This window comes from Alphaproteobacteria bacterium (assembly GCA_015062495.1).
Taxonomy (GTDB): Bacteria; Pseudomonadota; Alphaproteobacteria; order Rs-D84; family Rs-D84; genus Enterousia.
The window spans coordinates 120,029-138,964 of record SUUN01000002.1 but is presented as its reverse complement, the minus strand read 5'-3'; the positions used below and the strand labels follow the sequence as shown (position 1 = coordinate 138,964).

Sequence of the window (18,936 nt, the reverse complement as noted above, 5' to 3'; positions counted from 1 at the left end):
ATCTAAATCATTCTAATTTATTTTAATCCCGTCGCAAGGGGGGGGGACATGTGGCGGATTTTTTTGCTTTTATAAATTTGGGTTTTGTGTTAAAATTAAGGCCAAGAGAGAATATGAAGTTGTTCAAGCGATTTTTATTGCTGGCTTTGTGCGCAATTCCAACATTTGCGCAGGGGCAAATCGCAACCACCGCGGGCAGTAATTTAACCGCATGGAACGGAAATTCAGGTGCAACAAATAATAATAACTGGAATCAGATGATGAACAGTCGCACGTTGGCATCGGGCGGTGGTGCAGGCGCGACGGCTGATTTTGGGAACTGTAATTCATTGATTTTGCGCTGTGCCCAGCCAAAATGCGTGGGGTGTAATACATTGGATTTGGCACGACCGATTGTGGCGGGGTGCGTGAACAGTAATGCAACGTGCAAAAAATACGGCGATGATTTAATCGAATTTATTTCGGCGCAATTGGTGTCAAACGCAAATAACAAGGCGCAACAGGCCGAAATCGCCGCCCAGCAGATGGCGGCCCAGGCGGCCGCCGCGCAAAGTAATGCGCAATTACAACAAATGCAGGCACAGATGCAACAAATGCAGTATGAAATGCAGCAGCAAAATGCCCAGCAAATGGCCCAGATGCAGGCGGCACTGGATGAACAAAAGGCGCTAACAGCGGCTGCAATGGAACAGGCCACAAAACAGCCAGAAGTGTCCGCACCCGTGTCATCGGGGAATGGGGCGTTGACCGACGATATGGTCGCGGCGGCGGAAAAGGGGATTGAGGCAGATATTTTGGCGCGCAAACAGATTTCGGGTCAGATTCTGTCGAAAATTGAAAATGCCGAAATTGCCCTGAAAAAATTAAAGGCGACAATGGATACGGCGTTTACATATGCGAAATGTGATGCGCGCGGTAATAACTGTGCCGGGCCAAAACGTGTCAAAATGTTCAAGGAAAAGGCACATGCGTTCTTTGAACCGTATGATGAAATTGTGGATGAAGCATACGAAGCTCTGGAAATGGCGTTGGCGGTTGGTGTGGATGTGTCCGATGTTATTATGATGTTAAGTGGCGGCTGCAATCAGTGGGGAAAATTCCTGTGTACGGGTGAAAAGGAAAAGCACGAAGTTCAGTATTATAACAATAATAATTGTAAAAATGGTCGTTCGGTTAAGTATGGCACAGTCAAAGGTGGTCAGGAGTGTACCCTTAATATGGCCGTTCCGCCCCAGGATGACAGTCGCTGTACAGTTACTCAGTTAATTGGTGGTGCGGGCGACAATGACGAAGTGTTGCGTGAATGGCTGGATGAAAATTACGAAGGCGATCGATTGGTGCGTGTTGGGTGTGCGACATCCGCATTGGAATCAATTGCAATATTTGGACGTCGCAGCAGTAAAAAGGGTGCAACATTGGATCTGGATACATTGGAACGTATCATCTTGCAAGACGCACCGGATTATGTTGGAACAAATAAATATTCAACCGGCGCAGAGGATGCAAAAATAGACAGGTTAAAGTATTGTGCATTGACACCGACGGGGTATCAGAATTTGCTGACCGCAGTGCAGTCCAAAAAAATGCCCAAAAAGGTTTGTGTGTCTAATGAACAGTTGGCATATGACGCCAAGTATAAAGGCTGGGTTAAATTTATTGATGGAACGGGGTTGAATCCAGATAATAAACGTACAGGATTGTCCAAGGCGGATTGCGTCGATACTTCGGATTATGGCAAGTATGTTAAAAGTGTAAACAACGGTTGCGGGTTGCAATGGAATGATACAACATATTGTACGCTGACAGGTGATTGTGTTTATGTTGATGGCGAAGTTTTGTTGCAATCTGAGTATGAACAAAGAAAGAATGATGCGGGAAACGAATCTTCATTTGAGTTGCAGTATAAAACCTGGATTGAGTATCAAAATTGGTGTGAGAAAGAAGCCAAAGGTGATTTTAGGTTGAGTGCTGATGGTGAAACAAAAGAATGTTGGTGTGGAAAAAATCGTGTTTGGTCAAGTGAGCAGATTTGTAAAGATGGACAGATTGTAGATAAAGACGAAAAAAAATAAATGAAAAGATTAAAAAATATCTTTTATAGTTTGTTGGTTGCGCTGGTGGTGTGTGTGCCGGCGTATGCCGATAATGGCTGTGAAAATGATGACAATGATGCAATTGTGGCGGAATTGGCGCTGTGTTCCACACACGCATATAATATTGGCGAAACAGAAAATCCAACCGGTGCAGACAAAGAATTAATGCGTGATGTTATCGCAATGAAAACGACACTGATTACGCAACAGATGTATCGCCAATATGAACAGATGGAATCAATGTTGCGACGGTTAAAGACCCAATTAGAAAAGGCAGTTTTGACCACCGGGCTGGAGGCCAAGGGCGCATCGTCGTCGGGTTCTTCTTCGTCATCGTCTTCGTTTAAATCGGATGACAGAAATATTCATATGGCCGGTGTGAAAAATTGTCTGAATTATTATCAAGATTCAGAAATATTAAAGTGCTATGAAGATAATCTGAATATGATTGTTAATATGTCTGGTAATGGCGATAATGTTAGTTCAGAATTGAAAAAACAACTGGTTCAAGATTTTTGTAAGTTGGCAAGTCAGCGTATAAATGGTTCTGATAATTGTGCAAATGATAAGAAGGAATTTGAAGCATATTGCAGGGTTAGTGATGCGGAAAAACCACAAACTTTGGACAAGCGTAAGTTTCAAGCCATGATTGATTCTATGCGGTCGTGTTTGCAGAATCAGTATCGTGCATATAATAATTCGCAAAGACAGCAGAAAAAAGATTAAAAATTAATCCCGCAATCGCGGGATTTTTTATTTCTGGTTTTCGTTTTGAATGCGGTACAGCAGATTAAACATCTGGGTTGTGTTGTTGGTTGTTTTTATGTTGCCAAATGCGCGTTTGTTCGCCATGTCCATCAATTGAAAGAATTTTGGGGACAGCATATATGTAAATGTTTGAACGATTTCGCGTTGGCGACTGTCAATCGCACGGCCAACATTGTATTTGGTTTCGGCCGAAATAACTGTGCGTGGGCCCGTTTCACCATCCAGTATTGTTCCGCACTGTAAATAGACGCGCCCCGGTTTTTTGTTTGTCTGATTAGTGTTTGGAATTTTGGCCGGTGCGCCGCGTTCAGCCGATATAACCAATGTGTATGGGTATTCGGCCAGGCCGCGTTTCGTAAATTTGTACATCAGGTGGCCGTTGCTGTTTGATATATCAACGGTTGTTTGGCGGTCGGTGATAAATGCAGTGGCGATATCATAGATTTCACTGATGGTACGAGTCTTTGTCATTTGTTTCCCTTTGTTTGTTGTTACTTTAATTATAGGACAAAAAATATAAATGTCAACCTGTCGGTTAAGGAATAGTGTCCTGGTGCGGGGGCGGGAATTATGTCGTATGATTTTATCAAAAGGGGATTTGTATGAAGGGAATTATTCTGGCTGGGGGCAGTGGGTCGCGCCTGTATCCAATGACACAGACGATATCTAAACAGTTGTTGCCGGTATATGACAAGCCGATGATTTATTATCCGTTGTCAACGTTGATGCAGTTTGGAATTCTCGATGTGTTGATTATTTCAACGCCAAATGACACGCCGAATATTGAACGATTATTTCATGATGGGGCGCAACTGGGGATGAATATTCAATATGCGGTGCAGGATGCGCCGCGCGGTATTGCCCAGGCATTCACCATTGGCGCGGAATTTATCGGCGCGGATGATGTGTGTTTGATATTGGGGGATAATATATTCTATATGGGGGGACAATTGCCGGATTTTGTGCGTATAGCGCGGGAAAATGCAGGCAGATGCGCAACGATTTTTGCGTATCATGTGTCCGACCCAGAACGATTCGGTGTGGTGGAATTTGATGAAAATTTTAATGCCATTTCAATCGAAGAAAAACCAAAAAATCCAAAATCAAACTATGCGTCGGTGGGGCTGTATTTTTATCCCAGTGATGTTGTGGAATATGCGCGTGGGCTGAATCCGTCGGCACGTGGCGAATACGAGATTACAGATTTGAATAATATTTATCTGTCCCAGGGGCGAATGTCGGTTGTGCCAATGCGACGGGGTAATGCGTGGTTGGATGCGGGGACGCCAGACAGCCTGATGGAATCGGGACAGTTTGTTCAGATTATTGAAAAGCGTCAGGGGTTGAAAATTGCGTGCATCGAAGAAATCGCGTATGCCCAGGGATTTATTGATGATGCGCAAATGCGTGCATTAATAGATGCATTGCGGCCCGGAATATATCGGGATTATCTGGAAAAAGTATATAGGGAAAAGCATGAAATTTATTAAGACTGAAATTGATGGCGTTGTTATTGTTGAACCGCATGTGTTTGCGGATGCACGTGGATATTTTATGGAAACATATAACGCGGATGAATTTGTGGCAAACGGTATTCCAAATGTGTTTGTCCAGGATAATCAATCCATGTCATCGTATGGGGTTGTGCGTGGTCTGCATTGTCAGACGGGCGTGCATGCCCAGGCAAAATTAGTGCGTGTGTTACAGGGGGTGGTTCTGGATGTGGCGGTCGATATTCGGCCCGGTTCGCCGACATTTGGGCGGCATGTGGCGGTGGAACTGAGTGCCGAAAACAAACGGCAATTGTTTATACCGCGTGGGTTTTTACATGGGTTTTCGGTGCTGTCAGATGTGGCGGTATTTGCGTATAAGTGTGATAATCTGTATGCGCCGGGTGCGGAATTTGGCGTGCGGTTTGATGACCCGGATATTGGAATTGACTGGAAAATACCGGCGGACAAAATCATTGTGTCGGACAAAGACAGAAAGCATGGGGTATTAAAAGATGCAACTGATTACGGGCTGTAATGGGCAATTGGGGCGTGAATTAGTTGCACGTTTGCCAGATGCAATTGCGGTGGGGCGCGATGCGCTGGATATCACAGATGCGGTGGCGGTGCGTAATTTTGTGCACGAAAATAATATTGATGTAATCATAAACTGCGCGGCGTACACCGCCGTAGATGCGGCCGAAGACGATGTGGAATTGGCGACAAAAATCAATGTTGATGGGGTGCGAAACCTGGCCCAGACGGGGGCAAAAATTATTCATGTTTCCACAGACTATGTTTTTGATGGCATGGGGCATTGTCCATATGCGCCAGATGATGAAACAAATCCGGTGTCGGTATATGGGCGGACCAAGCGGGCAGGGGAATTGGCCGCGTTGGAAAATACGGATGTGGTGGTTGTTATTCGTACGGCGTGGCTGTACAGCACGCATGGGAATAACTTTGTAAAGACTATGCGGCGATTGGGTGCAGAAAAAGATTCAATCAATGTTGTCGCAGACCAGATTGGCAGTCCGACGTATGCGGGGGATTTGGCGGATGCGATTGTAAAAATTATTCCACAGATGACGCGTGAAAATTCCGGTATATATCACTTTACAAACGAAGGCGTGTGTTCGTGGTATGATTTCGCCTGTGAAATTATGGAAATGTCGGGACTGGGGTGTCGGGTAAATCCGATAAAATCCCACCAATATTCAACGCGTGCGGTGCGGCCGTTTTATAGTGTGCTGGATAAAGACAAGATTAAAAGTATATTTGGTGTTGAAATTGAACATTGGAAAAAGGGGCTGGAAAAATGCATAAAACAATTTTAATTACAGGTGGGGCGGGGTTTATCGGTTCGAACTTTGTGCCATATTTTTGTGAAAAATATCCAGAATATAAAATTATCAATCTGGATAAATTGACATATGCGGGGAATTTAGAAAATCTGCGGTCGTGCGAAAATATGTCGAACTATTCATTCGTTCAGGGGGATATTTGTGATGCGGATTTGGTTGAAAAATTATTCCGTGAAAACGATGTGCGTGGTGTGATTCACTTTGCGGCGGAAAGTCATGTGGACAATTCAATCACGGGCCCGCGCGCGTTTATAAATACTAATATTATTGGAACGTTTAATTTGCTGGATGCGGCGCGACGGCATTGGATGGATGCGCCGGGGCGCATTAAGCCAGGGTATGCGGATGCGCGTTTTCATCATATTTCCACAGATGAAGTTTATGGTGCGCTGGGGGCAACAGGTGAATTTCGCGAAGACACGCCATATGCGCCGAACAGTCCGTATTCTGCATCCAAGGCATCGTCTGATTTCCTGGTGCGGGCGTATCATCATACATATGGGTTGAATACAACAACATCGAATTGTTCAAATAACTATGGGCCAAAGCAACATGATGAAAAATTAATTCCGCATATTATTTCGTGTGCGCTGGCGGGAAAGCCGTTGCCGATTTATGGGCGTGGGGAAAATGTGCGGGACTGGCTGTATGTGATGGATCATTGTCGGGCGATTGATTTGATTTATCACAATGGGCGTGCGGGTGAAACGTACAATGTTGGTGGGCATAATGAACGCAATAATATTACGATTGTTAAAACCATCTGTTCAATTCTGGATGAATTGCGTCCACGAACAGACGGCAAAAAGTATGAATCACAGATTGAATTTGTCGCTGATCGCGCGGGGCATGATTTTAGATATGCAATTGATGCAGCCAAGTTGGAACAGGAACTGGGGTGGCGCGCGAATGAAACATTTGATACGGGGATTGTCAAGACGGTTAAATGGTATCTGGACAGGTAAGTTGTCCCCGCGTGATTGCGGGGATTTTTGTTCTTTGTAATGGGGCGGATTTGTGTTATAATTTTTGACAAAAGGAGTTATTGTTATGAAGAAATCTTTATCGGTTTTTGTTGGTTTGTTGGTGGCATTGGGGGCGGTTTCGGCAGATGCAGCCACAAATTGGGGAACGCGTGCAGGGTCTAGTGCGGATTTATCAAGTGCGCCGGCCACACGTACACGTGAAAAAATTAACTATGAAAAATATCAGACGCGTACGTTGACCAAAACGTATGAGTCTAAGGATGCCGGGGATTTGTATTATACAAAACCACAAAATCGCAGTGCGCTGTACAAACAGTATGAAGGGGCAAATTCTTCGTCGGCGCGCGCGACAAAAACAACACAGCGTACAACGCGTTCTGAAAAAATTGTCAATAAGATGCGTCGTAAGTATTTCTTGGCACATCCGTTCTATCAGCCGTTGGGTGGAATGTTCGGGTCGCATACAGATTTGTCTTATAACAGCAGTTCGTATGATTTTAAAATTAATCAGACTTTGCCGGTATGGAATGAAAAAGCAAATGAATATCAGGTGGTGCTAAATGGCCTGGGGGCTAAGTGGGATATGACTGGATTTTCCATTAAGGAAGATTTCAGTTATGGTATCACAGACCGTATCGCAATTTTGGCTATGGCGCAATATGATATTAATGAATATAAATTTGAATGGGATGATAATTCGCCAGATGATAAAATGGATGATGATGGTCTGAATCTGTTTGGTATTGGTGGACAGTGGCGCTTTGTTGATACAAATGAATGGATTGCAACGGCATCTGCGCATTTCCAGCACCAAAAGGATGTTGCAAATAATTTCCTGGTTGAATTAAAAGGTGGGTACAAGGTTTCTTCGTCCACAATCTATGGTTTGGTGCGCGGTTGGTATGTTGACCTGGATGGTAATTCATATGGTAATGGGGTCGAAGGCACAGATGAAAATGGAAATATGGTAATGACATATATTCCATACCAGGTTGGTGACAGCAGTGTGATGTATGTCGAAGGTGGACTGGGTGTGTTTAGTGTGCTGAATGAAGATTGGACACTGAATGTAGAGGCAATCTTTGGTGACTATGATTGGCACAACCAGGGTAATATCAAAGGGGCAATCGGATGGCAGCCAAATGATTGGTTCGCGTTGAACCTGTATGCCAAGGTTGCGTTCTATGACAGTGCAGATGGCAAGGATTTAGATTTGTACTGGATGGAAAATGGTATAACAGCCCAGGCACCAGATGGTACAGAATTTAATTTAGATTCTTTGACCAAGATTGGTACAGTTGAATTGGATAATTATGCCGAAACAAAAATTGGTTTGCAGGTAATGTTCCAGTTCTAGGGTTATTAAATTAATATGCCCCCGGGTATCTGGGGGCAAAGTTTATATTGGGTACAGGGAGAGAGTTTATGCGTAAATTTTTATCGATTTTGGGTTTGTTGGGTATAATGGCCACACCGTCGTTCGCGCGTGCGAATGATTTGGCAACTGATACGTCTGATCCGCTGTTTTTACAGGGTATAGAAGAAATTTTATCAACATCATCGATTTCATACTGGGATCATATTTTGGGTGTTGGCCAATCGTTGTCGTATGGGATGAATAATCGATTGGCAATTGGCGCAAATGTTCGTTATCAGCATGACTTTAATGGGCCCGAAGATGGATTTGCCGCCATCGATTTAGGTGGTGTTTATCGTATGGGTAATGCCGATGATAATGATTCGCATATAATATCAGATGTTTTGTTTGGATTTAAATTCGGGGGCAGTCATCGCGTCCGTACCCCGGACTATGCGGATTCAACATATTATGTTGGTTTGCGTATGGGACGTCAATGGGCGGGTATGACATTGGCCGCAACCGTTAAGTCAACGTGGGTGTTTGATGATGAACGTGGTATGGCATTATTAGATTTTACACCAGAATCATATTTCCGTATTGCGCCCGACTGGCGAATTGGGGCAGGTCTGACCATTCGCAAGGCAACGCACAAAGATATTCAAACCGGTAAAGACTATGACCAGGAATGGTTACATATGAAATTGGTGCGTCAGTATGGCCGTACACAGTATGTGGGGCATGTTGACTATGAGTTTGAGTCAGATGATGCACAGGTAGGATTCAAGATAAATATCTTATTCTAAAAAATATAAATAAATTATAACGGTCCATCTGCACGCGGTGGGTGTGGCTCATGTAGCGACTTGTACACTACGCCACACCCACTACGTGCATCTGGCACATTCTAATTTATTTTCAATAAAATCTAATGGCATATCTATGAACGGTGCCGTCCCCTTATGTAGCGTTTGTACACTGCGGGGACGGTACTGTCCATATCTATACCATTATCTTTTATTTTTTACCAAGCAAGGGGCGTTGGATTTTGTATTTTAATTTATTTGACAATAATGTGTTTTGTGTTAATTTTATAATGGTATGTCAGAAAAAATAATTTTTGTTTTTCCCGGTCAAGGTGCGCAATACGTTGGTATGGGCGCAGATTTGTGTCGCGATTTTCCTGCGGCGTGGCATGTATTTGAACAGGTGTCAGATATTTCAAAACGTGATATGTCAAAAATATGTTTTGAAGGGTCGCAGGCTGAATTAAATAAACCAGAAAATACATCATTGGCTACGTTCGCGCATTCGGTTGCAATTGCCAATGTGATTGAAACTGAATTTGGTATGCCGTTGTGGGTAATTGGATATGCCATGGCGGGACATTCTATGGGACAGTATTCCGCGTTGCATTGCGTGGGCAGTATGAAAATGGACGATGCGGTTAATATGTTGGCGGCACGTGCAACATATATGCAAAATGTTGCGGGGGCCGGTGGTATGGCAGCTATTGTGGGGTTGACCAAAGATATAATCGAACAGTGTATGGTAGATGCCGCAGGAATTGGATATGCCCAAATTTCAAATCATAATGCACGTGATCAATTTGTTGTCAGTGGACATAATGATGCGTTGGATGCGATTGTGACGGCGGCACAAAAACGTGGGGCGCGAATTGCAAAGCGATTAAATGTTTCTGTGCCAGCACATTGCGCATTGATGAGTAATGCAGAAAAATTATTACGTGCCCGTATGGAAAAAATTCAGTTTGATGCACCGAAAACAAATTGGTATTCCAATCAAACTGCCCAGTTTATGTCAAACCCGTGTGATGTACGCGATGCGTTGTGTAATCAGATGACACATGGTGTGCGCTGGTTGGATATAATGGAAACGTTTCCGGCATATAATATAACGCGGGCATATGAACTGGGGCCGGGGCGTACATTGACTGGCCTGATTAAGCGTGCAAATGTTGGTTGTGCGCCACGTCAGACCGATGTGTCGGGAAATGTTCGTGCTGTCCTGCGTGAAATTGGCGATATTATGGTCAAAGGACGTTAATCGTTATTTAGTTTTTTGCGCAAAGTGTCCCAATATTCCAGACGCTTTTTAATTTCGCGTTCAAATCCGCGTTCGACCGGTTCATAAAATTTTCTGCGCCCCATGGATTCTGGGAAACAGTTCTGACCGGAAAAACCGGTTGCGGTGTCAGGTTCATAGATATAGCCCGCGTTGTAGCCCAAATTCTTCATCATTTTTGTTGGCGCGTTCAGGATGTTTTTTGGTGGCATCAGACTGCCTGTTTCGCGGGCGGCGGCGTATGCGGCCTTTTGCGCGCGGTAATTGCCAATGCTTTTTGGTGCAGTTCCTAAATATATGACAAGTTGCGTCAGGGCCAGGTCGCCTTCGGGACTGCCCAATCTTTCGTATGCAGACCATGCGGCAATTGCAATTTGCAGGGCGTTCGGGTCGGCCAGGCCTATATCTTCGACCGCAAAGCGGGTCAGGCGACGAAATATGTACATTGGATCTTGGCCTGATGTCATCATGCGCGCCGTCCAGTACAGGGCGGCGTCAGTGTCGCTAGCACGCAGGGATTTGTGAACCGCAGATATTAAATTATAGTGTTCGTCACCATGCTTGTCCGACAGGGGGGCGCGTTTTTGTACTGCGTTATCCAGTGCGTCGGGTGATAGTGGCTTTTTAAAATTTGCGTTAAACAGGTATTCAACTGTGTTCAGCAAAAATCGCGCATCCCCGTCCGCCATCTGGGCCAGGTGGGTTCGTGCATTGTTTTCCAGTGGTAATTTTTTATCAACAAATTCTTCGGCGCGGGTCATTAATGTCAATAAATCTTCGGTGGATAATGGCTGCAGTACCCCGATATGACAGCGCGACAATAACGCGTTGTTTAAATTAAAACTGGGGTTTTCGGTTGTTGCACCAATGAATACGACTGTGCCATCTTCCAGATATGGCAACAGGGTGTCCTGTTGCGTTTTGTTAAAGCGGTGAATTTCATCAATAAATAATAATGTTCCACGGCCAATGTCGCGGCTCATGCGGGCGGTGTCCATTGCCTTTTTTATATCTGCCGTACCAGAAAATACCGCGGACATCGGAACAAAGTCCATGTCGACCGAGTTTGCCAGGGCACGCGCAATTGTTGTTTTGCCACACCCGGGCGGGCCCCACAGAATTAAATTAGATAGTTTTTTATTGTCAACCATGCGACGGACCAGGCCGTTTTCACCCAACAGTGTGGTTTGACCAATAACCTGGTCAATTGTGTTGGGACGCATTAAATCGGCAAGTGGTCGTGTCATTTTACTTGGCTTTTATTTATGGTTCATTTGTGGTATAATTATATTATTAAATTATAAAGGAATTGGCAAGTTGGTAAATAAAAATTCTGAGTTCACTTTGGCGGTTGCAAATTTGGCGGCGGCGGCAATTAATGCGAATCCAAAACTGACGATGGAGATGGCAGTAAAAAATGCGCGCGAGATTTTACGCGGAACGTCCGTTACACCACAACAAATCGAGGATTCTGTTCGACCAGACAAGATTCAATGTCTGGAAGATGGGACGTGGCATGTGATGCTGCGCCGGTATATCAAGCGACGCTTTGATTTAACCCCACAGCAGTATCGTGAAAAGTGGGGGTTGCCGGATGATTATCCGTTTGTTGCGCCGGCCTATGCGCGCAAGCGTTCAAAGATAGCCAAGAAAACAGGGCTGGGGAAAAAATAAAATGTCAGAAAAATTCCGTAATATTGTTAATTTTCCACACAGAGCGTTTGGGCGCGCAACCCAGGAAATCAAGCGTATACAACCCGATAAATGGTATGGCAAGGTTGCAAAAGGTGCAGGGATGACCATGACGGGGTTGGCACAATTTTTATTCTGGGCAACCAAATATATTACGTTGGATAATCATGCGTTGCGTGCGGGGGAAAAGGCACTGCGTGATATGCGTGTTGGAAAAAATAAAAAAGGCGAAAATAAAAAATTACACGAGTTTATGAAACGGCATCCAAACCTGTCGTCGCATATGATTTATTATATGCTGATTGCATCTATTGCGGGTGGAATCAAGGCGGGGGTTGAAATTTCTGATTTGGTTAATCAGGTAAAAATTGAACGCGAGGCTGAGCGCGCAAAGCGTGGAACGTATGCAGAATATCTGGATAAAATGCGGGGGGCGTTGCCGTATCTGGTTGCGGACCTGATTGCCAAGGAAGGGGTTAATGTTGATGCAAATGGTATGCATGCGCCGTATCTGGATGGACGTGGAATATGGACAATTGGATTTGGTTCAACTGTTTTAAAGGACGGAACGCGTGTTAATAAAAATACACCGCCAATTTCCACCCAGGCGGCCTATGAATTAGCGTGTTGGCATATTATGGAAAATGAAACACTGTTTCGGTTGTATTGCTATGATGTGGTGTTTGATAACGTTGATATTAATCGGGCGGGGGAATTAATTGCATTGTCGGCGGCAACATATAATGTTGGTACTGATTTAATAGAAGAACCCAAGGTAGACGGAAAAAGGAATCGGAAATACGAAGAACGTTTTGCAGAATTGGACAAACTGCATGAACAATATGGTAATGCAATAACCAATGAAATGGTGCGTGATGTGTTTGCAAAGTATCCGGTGGAACATATGACGTCCGTTGGCGATGCGTGGCTGAATGGCGCGCCCAAGGATGAAATAGGCAATAGTTTGGGGAACTTTTTAAAGGGGGGTAATGGACTGAAATGGCGCAGATGGTTAGAAGCCCAGGTAATGAAGGGAAATATTAAGCCTGAGGTTTTCTTGAAAATCCCAATTGGCGGAATGTACGAGTTTTATCAGATTATTGGTGATAAACGTGAAAACTGGTTCGTTGAAAAAAATGGCAAACGTGTGGCAAATGATGAAACGTTGACACGTTTCTATAAATGGTTGGAAAATCCGGTTAATAAACATGGGGAATCGTTGGCACACTGGAAAACAGCGGCGGATTGGTTGCCGGTCGATATTGCACAACAGTGTGCAATTGGAAAGTGTGAAATAGGTGCACTAAGTGTTTGGGATAATGTGTTGCGGTCTGATAAACAGAAAAAAGAAGCAGAGCAGGTCGAGGTTAAAACATATGTTATCGGATATGATGAATTATATGCCGATGCGGTGGGTGCGTATCGCGCCGGGGATTATCGTGGGGCGGCCGAAAAATATCAGGATATGATTGCAAAATATCCGGATAATGCATTGCTGCGTAATGATTTGGCGGCAACCTATAATAAGCTGGGGATGTATAACGAAGCAATCGCCCAATCGCGCGAGGTGGTCCAGCGTATCGGTGATAAATCACAATATGGTGCAGCGCAATACAACGCGGGATTTGCGTACGAACAACTGGGGAAATTAGACAAGGCATTGGCGAACTATAAATTAGCATTGGCAAATGGCAACAGGCGTGTGCAAAATGATATCACACGTGTGTCTGAAAAAATCAAGCAAGGTGGTAATAAAAAAGTGGCCTTTCATTCTGGGATAAAACAGATTCACCAGAAAAATGCAAAGAAAGATTTGCTGTTGTATGGGCAAGAATTCAAAGGAAATATGGCATAAGTTCCTGTTATAAAAGGTGGAATAAATATGAAAGTATATATTGATGCACATGATAAACGTTGGGATAGTCATAAAATTGACTTTCAAAAAATCGCCAATATTGTGGTTGGGGCAAAATATAAAAATGCCGAAGTGTCGATTATACTGACCAATGATGCGGAAATTCATGAAATCAATAAAACGTATCGCAATGTAGACAGGGCGACAAATGTGCTGTCGTTTGAATTGGGGGACGATGTGTTACTGGGGGATATTTATATTTCCATTGATACAGTAATGCGCGAAGCAAAAGAGGCAAAAATATCGTTTCATGATCATGTGGCGCATATGGTTGTGCATGGTATGTTTCATCTGTTGGGGTACGATCATATGACAGATGAAGAAGCAATTCTGATGGAGATGAAGGAAATAAAGGTGCTGAAAAAAATGGGGATAAAAAATCCATATGCGGATGATGTCGCTGTTTCGTGTAATGATGCCAGTTGCTGCCCAGGTGGTGGGGTGCTTGCGTTTTTTCGGCGATTAAAAATTCGTGAAAATGGTTTTTGGCAATATGCGCTGTACGCACTGTTTGGTGGGGTTGCCAGTTTTGGGTTCGCACCATTTTACCATTGGTGGTGGACGATTGTTGGAATAATGGGCGCATACTGGTTGACGGTTCGTAATGAAAATATAGGTGGCTTTTGGCGTTCGTTATTGCGTGTGTCGCCATTTGGGGCGATGTATGCCGTGGCAAATTTTTGGTGGGTTCTGCATTCGATTTATGTTGTGCCGGAATTAACCCAACAGTTTGCAATTTGGACAATTCCAGGTGTGGTTGGATTGGCGATTGCGGGTGCGCTGATATTTTCATGGCCGTTCGTTGCGATTGCGCGTATGCGTATATCGGGTGGGGCGCGTGCGATTTTGTTTGCCTGTGTTTGGGCGTTGGTTCTGTGGGCGCGTGAATGGATGTTTACAGGATTTCCGTGGAATCCGGTTGCAAATATAACAATGCCATTGCCGATGTTGGCAAATTCTATGGCGTTGTGGGGGGCGTTGGGATTAACGTTTGTTATTGTGGGGGTAATAGCGGCGTTGGTTGAAGTTTTGCGGGACAGAAAATGTCGTGCATGTTGGGCGGTGTTAATTGGTATGCTTTTATTGGGCATATGTGGAATGTTTGTTGGTGCGCAAAATATGCGATATTCAGATGTTGGGGCGGATGCAACAGGGCCAATGGTTCGTATTGTGCAACCTGCCAATTCCCAATTGCAAAAGGCAACACACAGTCGGGCCGAAGCGTTGGCGCGTGCGGAAACCAATTTGAATAATTTAATGAATTTGGCAACGCAGCCTGGGGTATATGATATGGTTGTGTTCCCGGAAACCACATATCCGTTTGTTGTTGTGCCAAATGATACATTTGATTTTGTAAAAATAATTGGACGTCCCGTTGTTATGGGGACAAATACGTTTGACGGGAATGGGGTGTCTAATTCTATGGTTGTTGTGAACGACGGTGGTGATATTAACAAGATTTATAGCAAGTCACACCTGGTGCCATTTGGCGAGTATAGACCGTTGGGATTTTTGCCTGCGCCGGTTGATTTGATGCCGGGACGTGGACCAGAACTGCTTGCGGTTGGGGATTTTGTTTTTGCGCCTGCGATTTGTTATGAAATTATTTTTTCAGATTCTTTGTTGCCAGGTGGGAATACGGGGCATGTGCATGCAATTGTGAATATTACAAATGATAATTGGTTCGGTAATACGCCGGGCACATATCAGCATCTGGATATGGTGCGGCGATATGCAATTGAATCAGGGTTGCCGATTATTCGTGCAAATTATTCGGGCATTAGCGCGTTTGTTGGGGCGGATGGCGCAATCATATCATCATTGCCGATTGGCGCGACGGGGGTGCTGGATGGATTTGTATGGGGGGCACATATTACACCGTATCGTGTGATTGGACTGAATGGATGGATGATTATTATTTTAATTGTGTCGATTGGTTTTTGTAGGCGCAAATACAGGTAATATTTTTATTCTTTCTTATTTGTTTTCTGTGTGTTATAATATAGTTGTCACGGTGGCTTTGCCGTGATGGGGTGTCGTTACCCGTGTTTTCAGGTGTCTGCGCAGAATTAGAGTGTGCGGGCAATCTCTCCAACCAAAAGGGTTGGAGGTCGCTTGAATATATTGAATAAAGCGAACAATTTCCTGAAAAGTTGTAACGAACCTCCAACCACTTGATGTTTTTTCAGTGGTTTTTTATTATGATGTTGACGGGGGGATTAATGCGCTGTTTGTTTGTGTTGTTTTTTTGTCTGATTTTAGATGCTGCATATGGTGATGCGGCACCATGGCGACAGGTGAATGCAGCCAGTAGTTCATCGGATGATAAATCATTCTTTTATTTGAATAACGGTAGTAGTTATGAATGTAATCCGGTGTATAGAAAAGGAACTTTTTCATTTGCGGATGGGGCAGAGTTGCAAACATTATATGGCGATAATTATAAATGTGTTAAAGGTTGGCCGGATGAGTGGCAAAAACAGCAAACAAATTGGTGTGAGAAAAGTCAAATAACAACATTAAGTGTTAGTGGCGCGCGGTATTGTGTGTACCAAGATGGGGCAGAGCAGAGATGCAGGGTTCAAGGTGGGAATTTTGTTGAAGATGGTGCGTGGCCCAGAGGGTGTCTGATGGCTAGTTGTGACGGTAATAGATTTTTTGCAGATGGTAAATGTCAGGAAAGAAAATGTGGCGATTCGCCTGAGGGGACAGTCTTGGAAAATCAAGAATGTGCGCCAAATGTGATAACTGATTCCAACGCGGCTTCGTGTACAAAAACATGTACATACAAGGAAAATCCAAACCGCATGGTGTGGGTCAACTCGATTTCTGAGTGTAAACAGAATTATAGACCGTCGGATGATAAAAGAAGTTGTGTGCGTACAATTGGGCCGGGTGATAATTGTGCCGCAAACGATTTGCCACAATTCGCAACAGCGGGAAAATATAATTCTGGGCTAAAATGTGTGGCTACAAAGTGCAAGGCGGGGACGTATCTGGTTGTGAGTTCTGCGGGGGTGTCCCAGGGGTGGTGTGTCGCGGACAGTTATTGTCAAAGTGTAAAAAAAATGGATGCAGAATATAAGTTAACTATTATAGATGGGGAAAAAACAGACCTGACATGTGTTGCGCCAGTGACAGAGGACAACGCGCAGTCTGATGCGGAAAATACGTCGACACCAACACAAGAAACCGTGACCGATACAGCTGTGGTTGCCGCGCCAGTTGAAGATGGGGACAGTGCCAGTACGACGGACGATGGTGTGACATCGCCCACGAATGTTCAGGATACAACCGTTGTTAGTGATGACGAAACAGCTGTAGATGACGTGGTTGCTGTCCCGGGTGAAAATCCGCAGGTGAATAGTTTACAAGCGCAACAAGAATCACAAAACAATATTGATAAATTAAAAGATAGTGCAAAATCCGCCAAAGACAGGGAACAATCAGATGCAAATAAACTGTTGGGGGCAGCGGGTATTGGTGCAACTGGGATTGGCGGTATGATGTTGGCATCAGGTGCGGCGGAACAAGATGCGTATGCAGATGCGGAAAATGCAATGCGGGCATATCTGGCCACGTTTACATGCAGTTATGGTAATGGCAAAAATGTGCGTGGTGGTGATGTTGATGTTGAATTGCCGGGTGGTAATGACTTGATTGCACTGTATGCAGAATATGTTGCGCTGGCAAATGATTTAAAGGTGCGCAAAGAAGCATTGGGGATGCGACCTGGGATTGAGTCTGAACCGATTTTGAATGCGGCAACATCTGGATTGTATGATGATGTAGCGATTGGGAAAACAGGTGGTGCATATGCATCGTTGGCGCGGGCGTTGACTGATCCAAATAGCCAGGACGCCAAGATGTGGCAAGAACAAAAAGATGAGACTGCGGAAAAAAAGAAAACAGGAGCAATAACTGCGGTTGTTGGAGCGGCAGGGTCATTGATTGGTAACCTGGCGATTAATTCAGGTAAAAATAAATATGACAAGAAAGATTATGAAAATGCACATACAAATATTGTGTTAAAAAATTCTGTTACAGAACCTGTTGTAGAATCAGATTCTGAGGAGTCTGTGTCAAACGTCGTTGGTAATATACAATCGCAATCAGCAGAATCGCAGGTGCAGGGGATGGTGAATCCCAATCAAATAATACCGGATAATACGGCAATCAAGGATGTGTTAAATAATGTCGGTGCGGTAACATCAAACCAAGATGGGGTTATTATTGCAGAAGCAGATTTTTTCAGTGATAACGGATTGACATCTGTAGCCAAGGCAAAGATTGATGAAATGTGGTCGCAAATAACAGGGCGCGTATGTAAATTTGAAGTCGAATTAGTTTCTCCACATTACAAGGATTTTGATAAAGAGTTTGACATAGCCTTTGCTAAACAGAAATTATTGGAAAGTTATTTTGTCGCAAAACAAAAGCCAGCGAATATTCAGGTTGACGTACTTGTATCAAGGCGGCGTGGTGGCGGATGCGAAAATAATACTCTGCCATGTCCAAATGTGGAAATGAAATTGGATTGTTTCGCAGATACAGATGTAGAATCTGTGGCGTCTGGACAAACTGTGTGGCGACCGTTGGAATCGGATTGGTGGTTTGATCAAACTGCAGTGGAAGGAACGATTTATCAGTCTGCAACACGTGGAAAATATTCAGAATATTTGTCCAAGGCACGAAGTGCGTGTAATGATGCGCACGGAACATGGCGTGAAGATATTAAGGTTTATACGGTTATGAAAAACAAGGATGGGAAATTTAATACCTATGTTGATGCCACATGTGATTTTGGTACAGAAGATAAATCGCCTGGTTTTAAGCGTTGTGCAAATATGTGTAAAAAGGCAAAAATAGAATGTACACAATCAGGCGCATTTGGATATAATAATTATACCAGTTGTTTGATATATCCCCCGGATAATGAATAAAACAACCGCCGTATAGGCGGATTTTTAATTCGTACCAATGCGTAATATCATTTGATTTAGTACCCATACGCGTACCGCAGACGACAGGTTGGTGTCGGGTGCGCGTGCGCAATCGATTTCATTTATTATTTGTGCAATTGGTTTGCCGGCGCGTGCTGCCAATGCATGCAGGGCGTCAATAAATTCGCGTTCCAGGGTGATGCTGGTTTGATGACCGGACAAGGATACAGATATTTTTTTCAT

16 protein-coding genes are annotated in these 18,936 nt (G+C 44.1%); 13 read left to right on the top strand and 3 right to left on the bottom strand.

What is annotated here, in order from left to right; translation table 11 throughout:
• Positions 1-113 precede the first annotated feature (113 nt).
• Together E7008_03230 and E7008_03225 are read left to right on the top strand one after the other, a co-directional pair.
• Positions 114-2,072, top strand: a complete 1,959-nt coding sequence (locus E7008_03230) for a hypothetical protein (protein ID MBE6456931.1) — start codon at positions 114-116, stop codon at positions 2,070-2,072.
• A complete protein-coding gene (locus E7008_03225) occupies positions 2,073-2,819 on the top strand; it encodes a hypothetical protein (GenBank protein ID MBE6456930.1) in 747 nt (248 codons plus the stop codon). It abuts the gene before it with no gap.
• Between the two features lie 27 nt (positions 2,820-2,846).
• Here the strand turns inward: E7008_03225 and E7008_03220 are convergent, their stop codons facing one another.
• The gene (locus tag E7008_03220) at positions 2,847-3,332 is read right to left on the bottom strand and encodes a hypothetical protein (protein MBE6456929.1); all 486 of its coding nucleotides are present in this window, start codon (positions 3,330-3,332) and stop codon (positions 2,847-2,849) included.
• 131 nt (positions 3,333-3,463) lie between these two features.
• On the opposite strand from E7008_03220, the gene rfbA reads away from it, so the two are divergent.
• The 7 genes from rfbA to E7008_03185 all read left to right on the top strand — a co-directional run bounded on the left by rfbA (position 3,464) and on the right by E7008_03185 (position 10,125).
• On the top strand, positions 3,464-4,351 hold the full coding sequence (rfbA, locus tag E7008_03215) for a glucose-1-phosphate thymidylyltransferase RfbA (protein MBE6456928.1): 888 nt from the start codon (positions 3,464-3,466) through the stop codon (positions 4,349-4,351).
• Entirely contained in the window at positions 4,338-4,889 is a 552-nt protein-coding gene (gene rfbC, locus E7008_03210; GenBank protein MBE6456927.1) for a dTDP-4-dehydrorhamnose 3,5-epimerase, read from the top strand. The genes rfbA and rfbC overlap by 14 nt, the downstream gene beginning before the upstream one ends.
• Positions 4,867-5,688 (top strand): dTDP-4-dehydrorhamnose reductase, encoded by an 822-nt coding sequence (gene rfbD / locus E7008_03205; protein ID MBE6456926.1) that lies wholly within the window; start codon positions 4,867-4,869, stop codon positions 5,686-5,688. Before rfbC ends, rfbD begins: the two co-directional genes overlap by 23 nt.
• A complete protein-coding gene (rfbB, locus tag E7008_03200) occupies positions 5,670-6,680 on the top strand; it encodes a dTDP-glucose 4,6-dehydratase (GenBank protein ID MBE6456925.1) in 1,011 nt (336 codons plus the stop codon). Before rfbD ends, rfbB begins: the two co-directional genes overlap by 19 nt.
• Positions 6,681-6,765: 85 nt before the next feature.
• A complete protein-coding gene (locus E7008_03195) occupies positions 6,766-8,058 on the top strand; it encodes a hypothetical protein (GenBank protein ID MBE6456924.1) in 1,293 nt (430 codons plus the stop codon).
• A gap of 68 nt (positions 8,059-8,126) precedes the next feature.
• A complete protein-coding gene (locus E7008_03190; GenBank protein ID MBE6456923.1) occupies positions 8,127-8,864 on the top strand; it encodes a hypothetical protein in 738 nt (245 codons plus the stop codon).
• A gap of 295 nt (positions 8,865-9,159) precedes the next feature.
• Positions 9,160-10,125 carry an ACP S-malonyltransferase gene (locus tag E7008_03185; protein ID MBE6456922.1) on the top strand — a complete coding sequence of 322 codons (966 nt, stop codon included), beginning with the start codon at positions 9,160-9,162 and terminating at the stop codon, positions 10,123-10,125.
• On the opposite strand, the gene E7008_03180 is transcribed toward E7008_03185, so the two are convergent.
• Positions 10,122-11,390 carry a replication-associated recombination protein A gene (locus tag E7008_03180; GenBank protein MBE6456921.1) on the bottom strand — a complete coding sequence of 423 codons (1,269 nt, stop codon included), beginning with the start codon at positions 11,388-11,390 and terminating at the stop codon, positions 10,122-10,124. The genes E7008_03185 and E7008_03180 overlap by 4 nt on opposite strands.
• A 151-nt stretch (positions 11,391-11,541) precedes the next feature.
• Between E7008_03180 and E7008_03175 the strand changes: the two genes are divergently transcribed.
• The 4 genes from E7008_03175 (at position 11,542) to E7008_03160 (ending at position 18,693) form a co-directional block, all read left to right on the top strand.
• Positions 11,542-11,817 carry a hypothetical protein gene (locus E7008_03175; protein ID MBE6456920.1) on the top strand — a complete coding sequence of 92 codons (276 nt, stop codon included), beginning with the start codon at positions 11,542-11,544 and terminating at the stop codon, positions 11,815-11,817.
• A gap of 1 nt (position 11,818) precedes the next feature.
• Complete coding sequence (locus E7008_03170; GenBank protein MBE6456919.1) at positions 11,819-13,690, top strand: hypothetical protein; 1,872 nt, start codon at positions 11,819-11,821, stop codon at positions 13,688-13,690.
• Positions 13,691-13,717: 27 nt separating this feature from the next.
• A complete protein-coding gene (lnt, locus tag E7008_03165) occupies positions 13,718-15,712 on the top strand; it encodes an apolipoprotein N-acyltransferase (protein ID MBE6456918.1) in 1,995 nt (664 codons plus the stop codon).
• A gap of 260 nt (positions 15,713-15,972) precedes the next feature.
• Complete coding sequence (locus E7008_03160) at positions 15,973-18,693, top strand: hypothetical protein (GenBank protein MBE6456917.1); 2,721 nt, start codon at positions 15,973-15,975, stop codon at positions 18,691-18,693.
• 24 nt (positions 18,694-18,717) lie between these two features.
• On the opposite strand, the gene E7008_03155 is transcribed toward E7008_03160, so the two are convergent.
• Complete coding sequence (locus E7008_03155) at positions 18,718-18,936, bottom strand: aryl-sulfate sulfotransferase (protein ID MBE6456916.1); 219 nt, start codon at positions 18,934-18,936, stop codon at positions 18,718-18,720.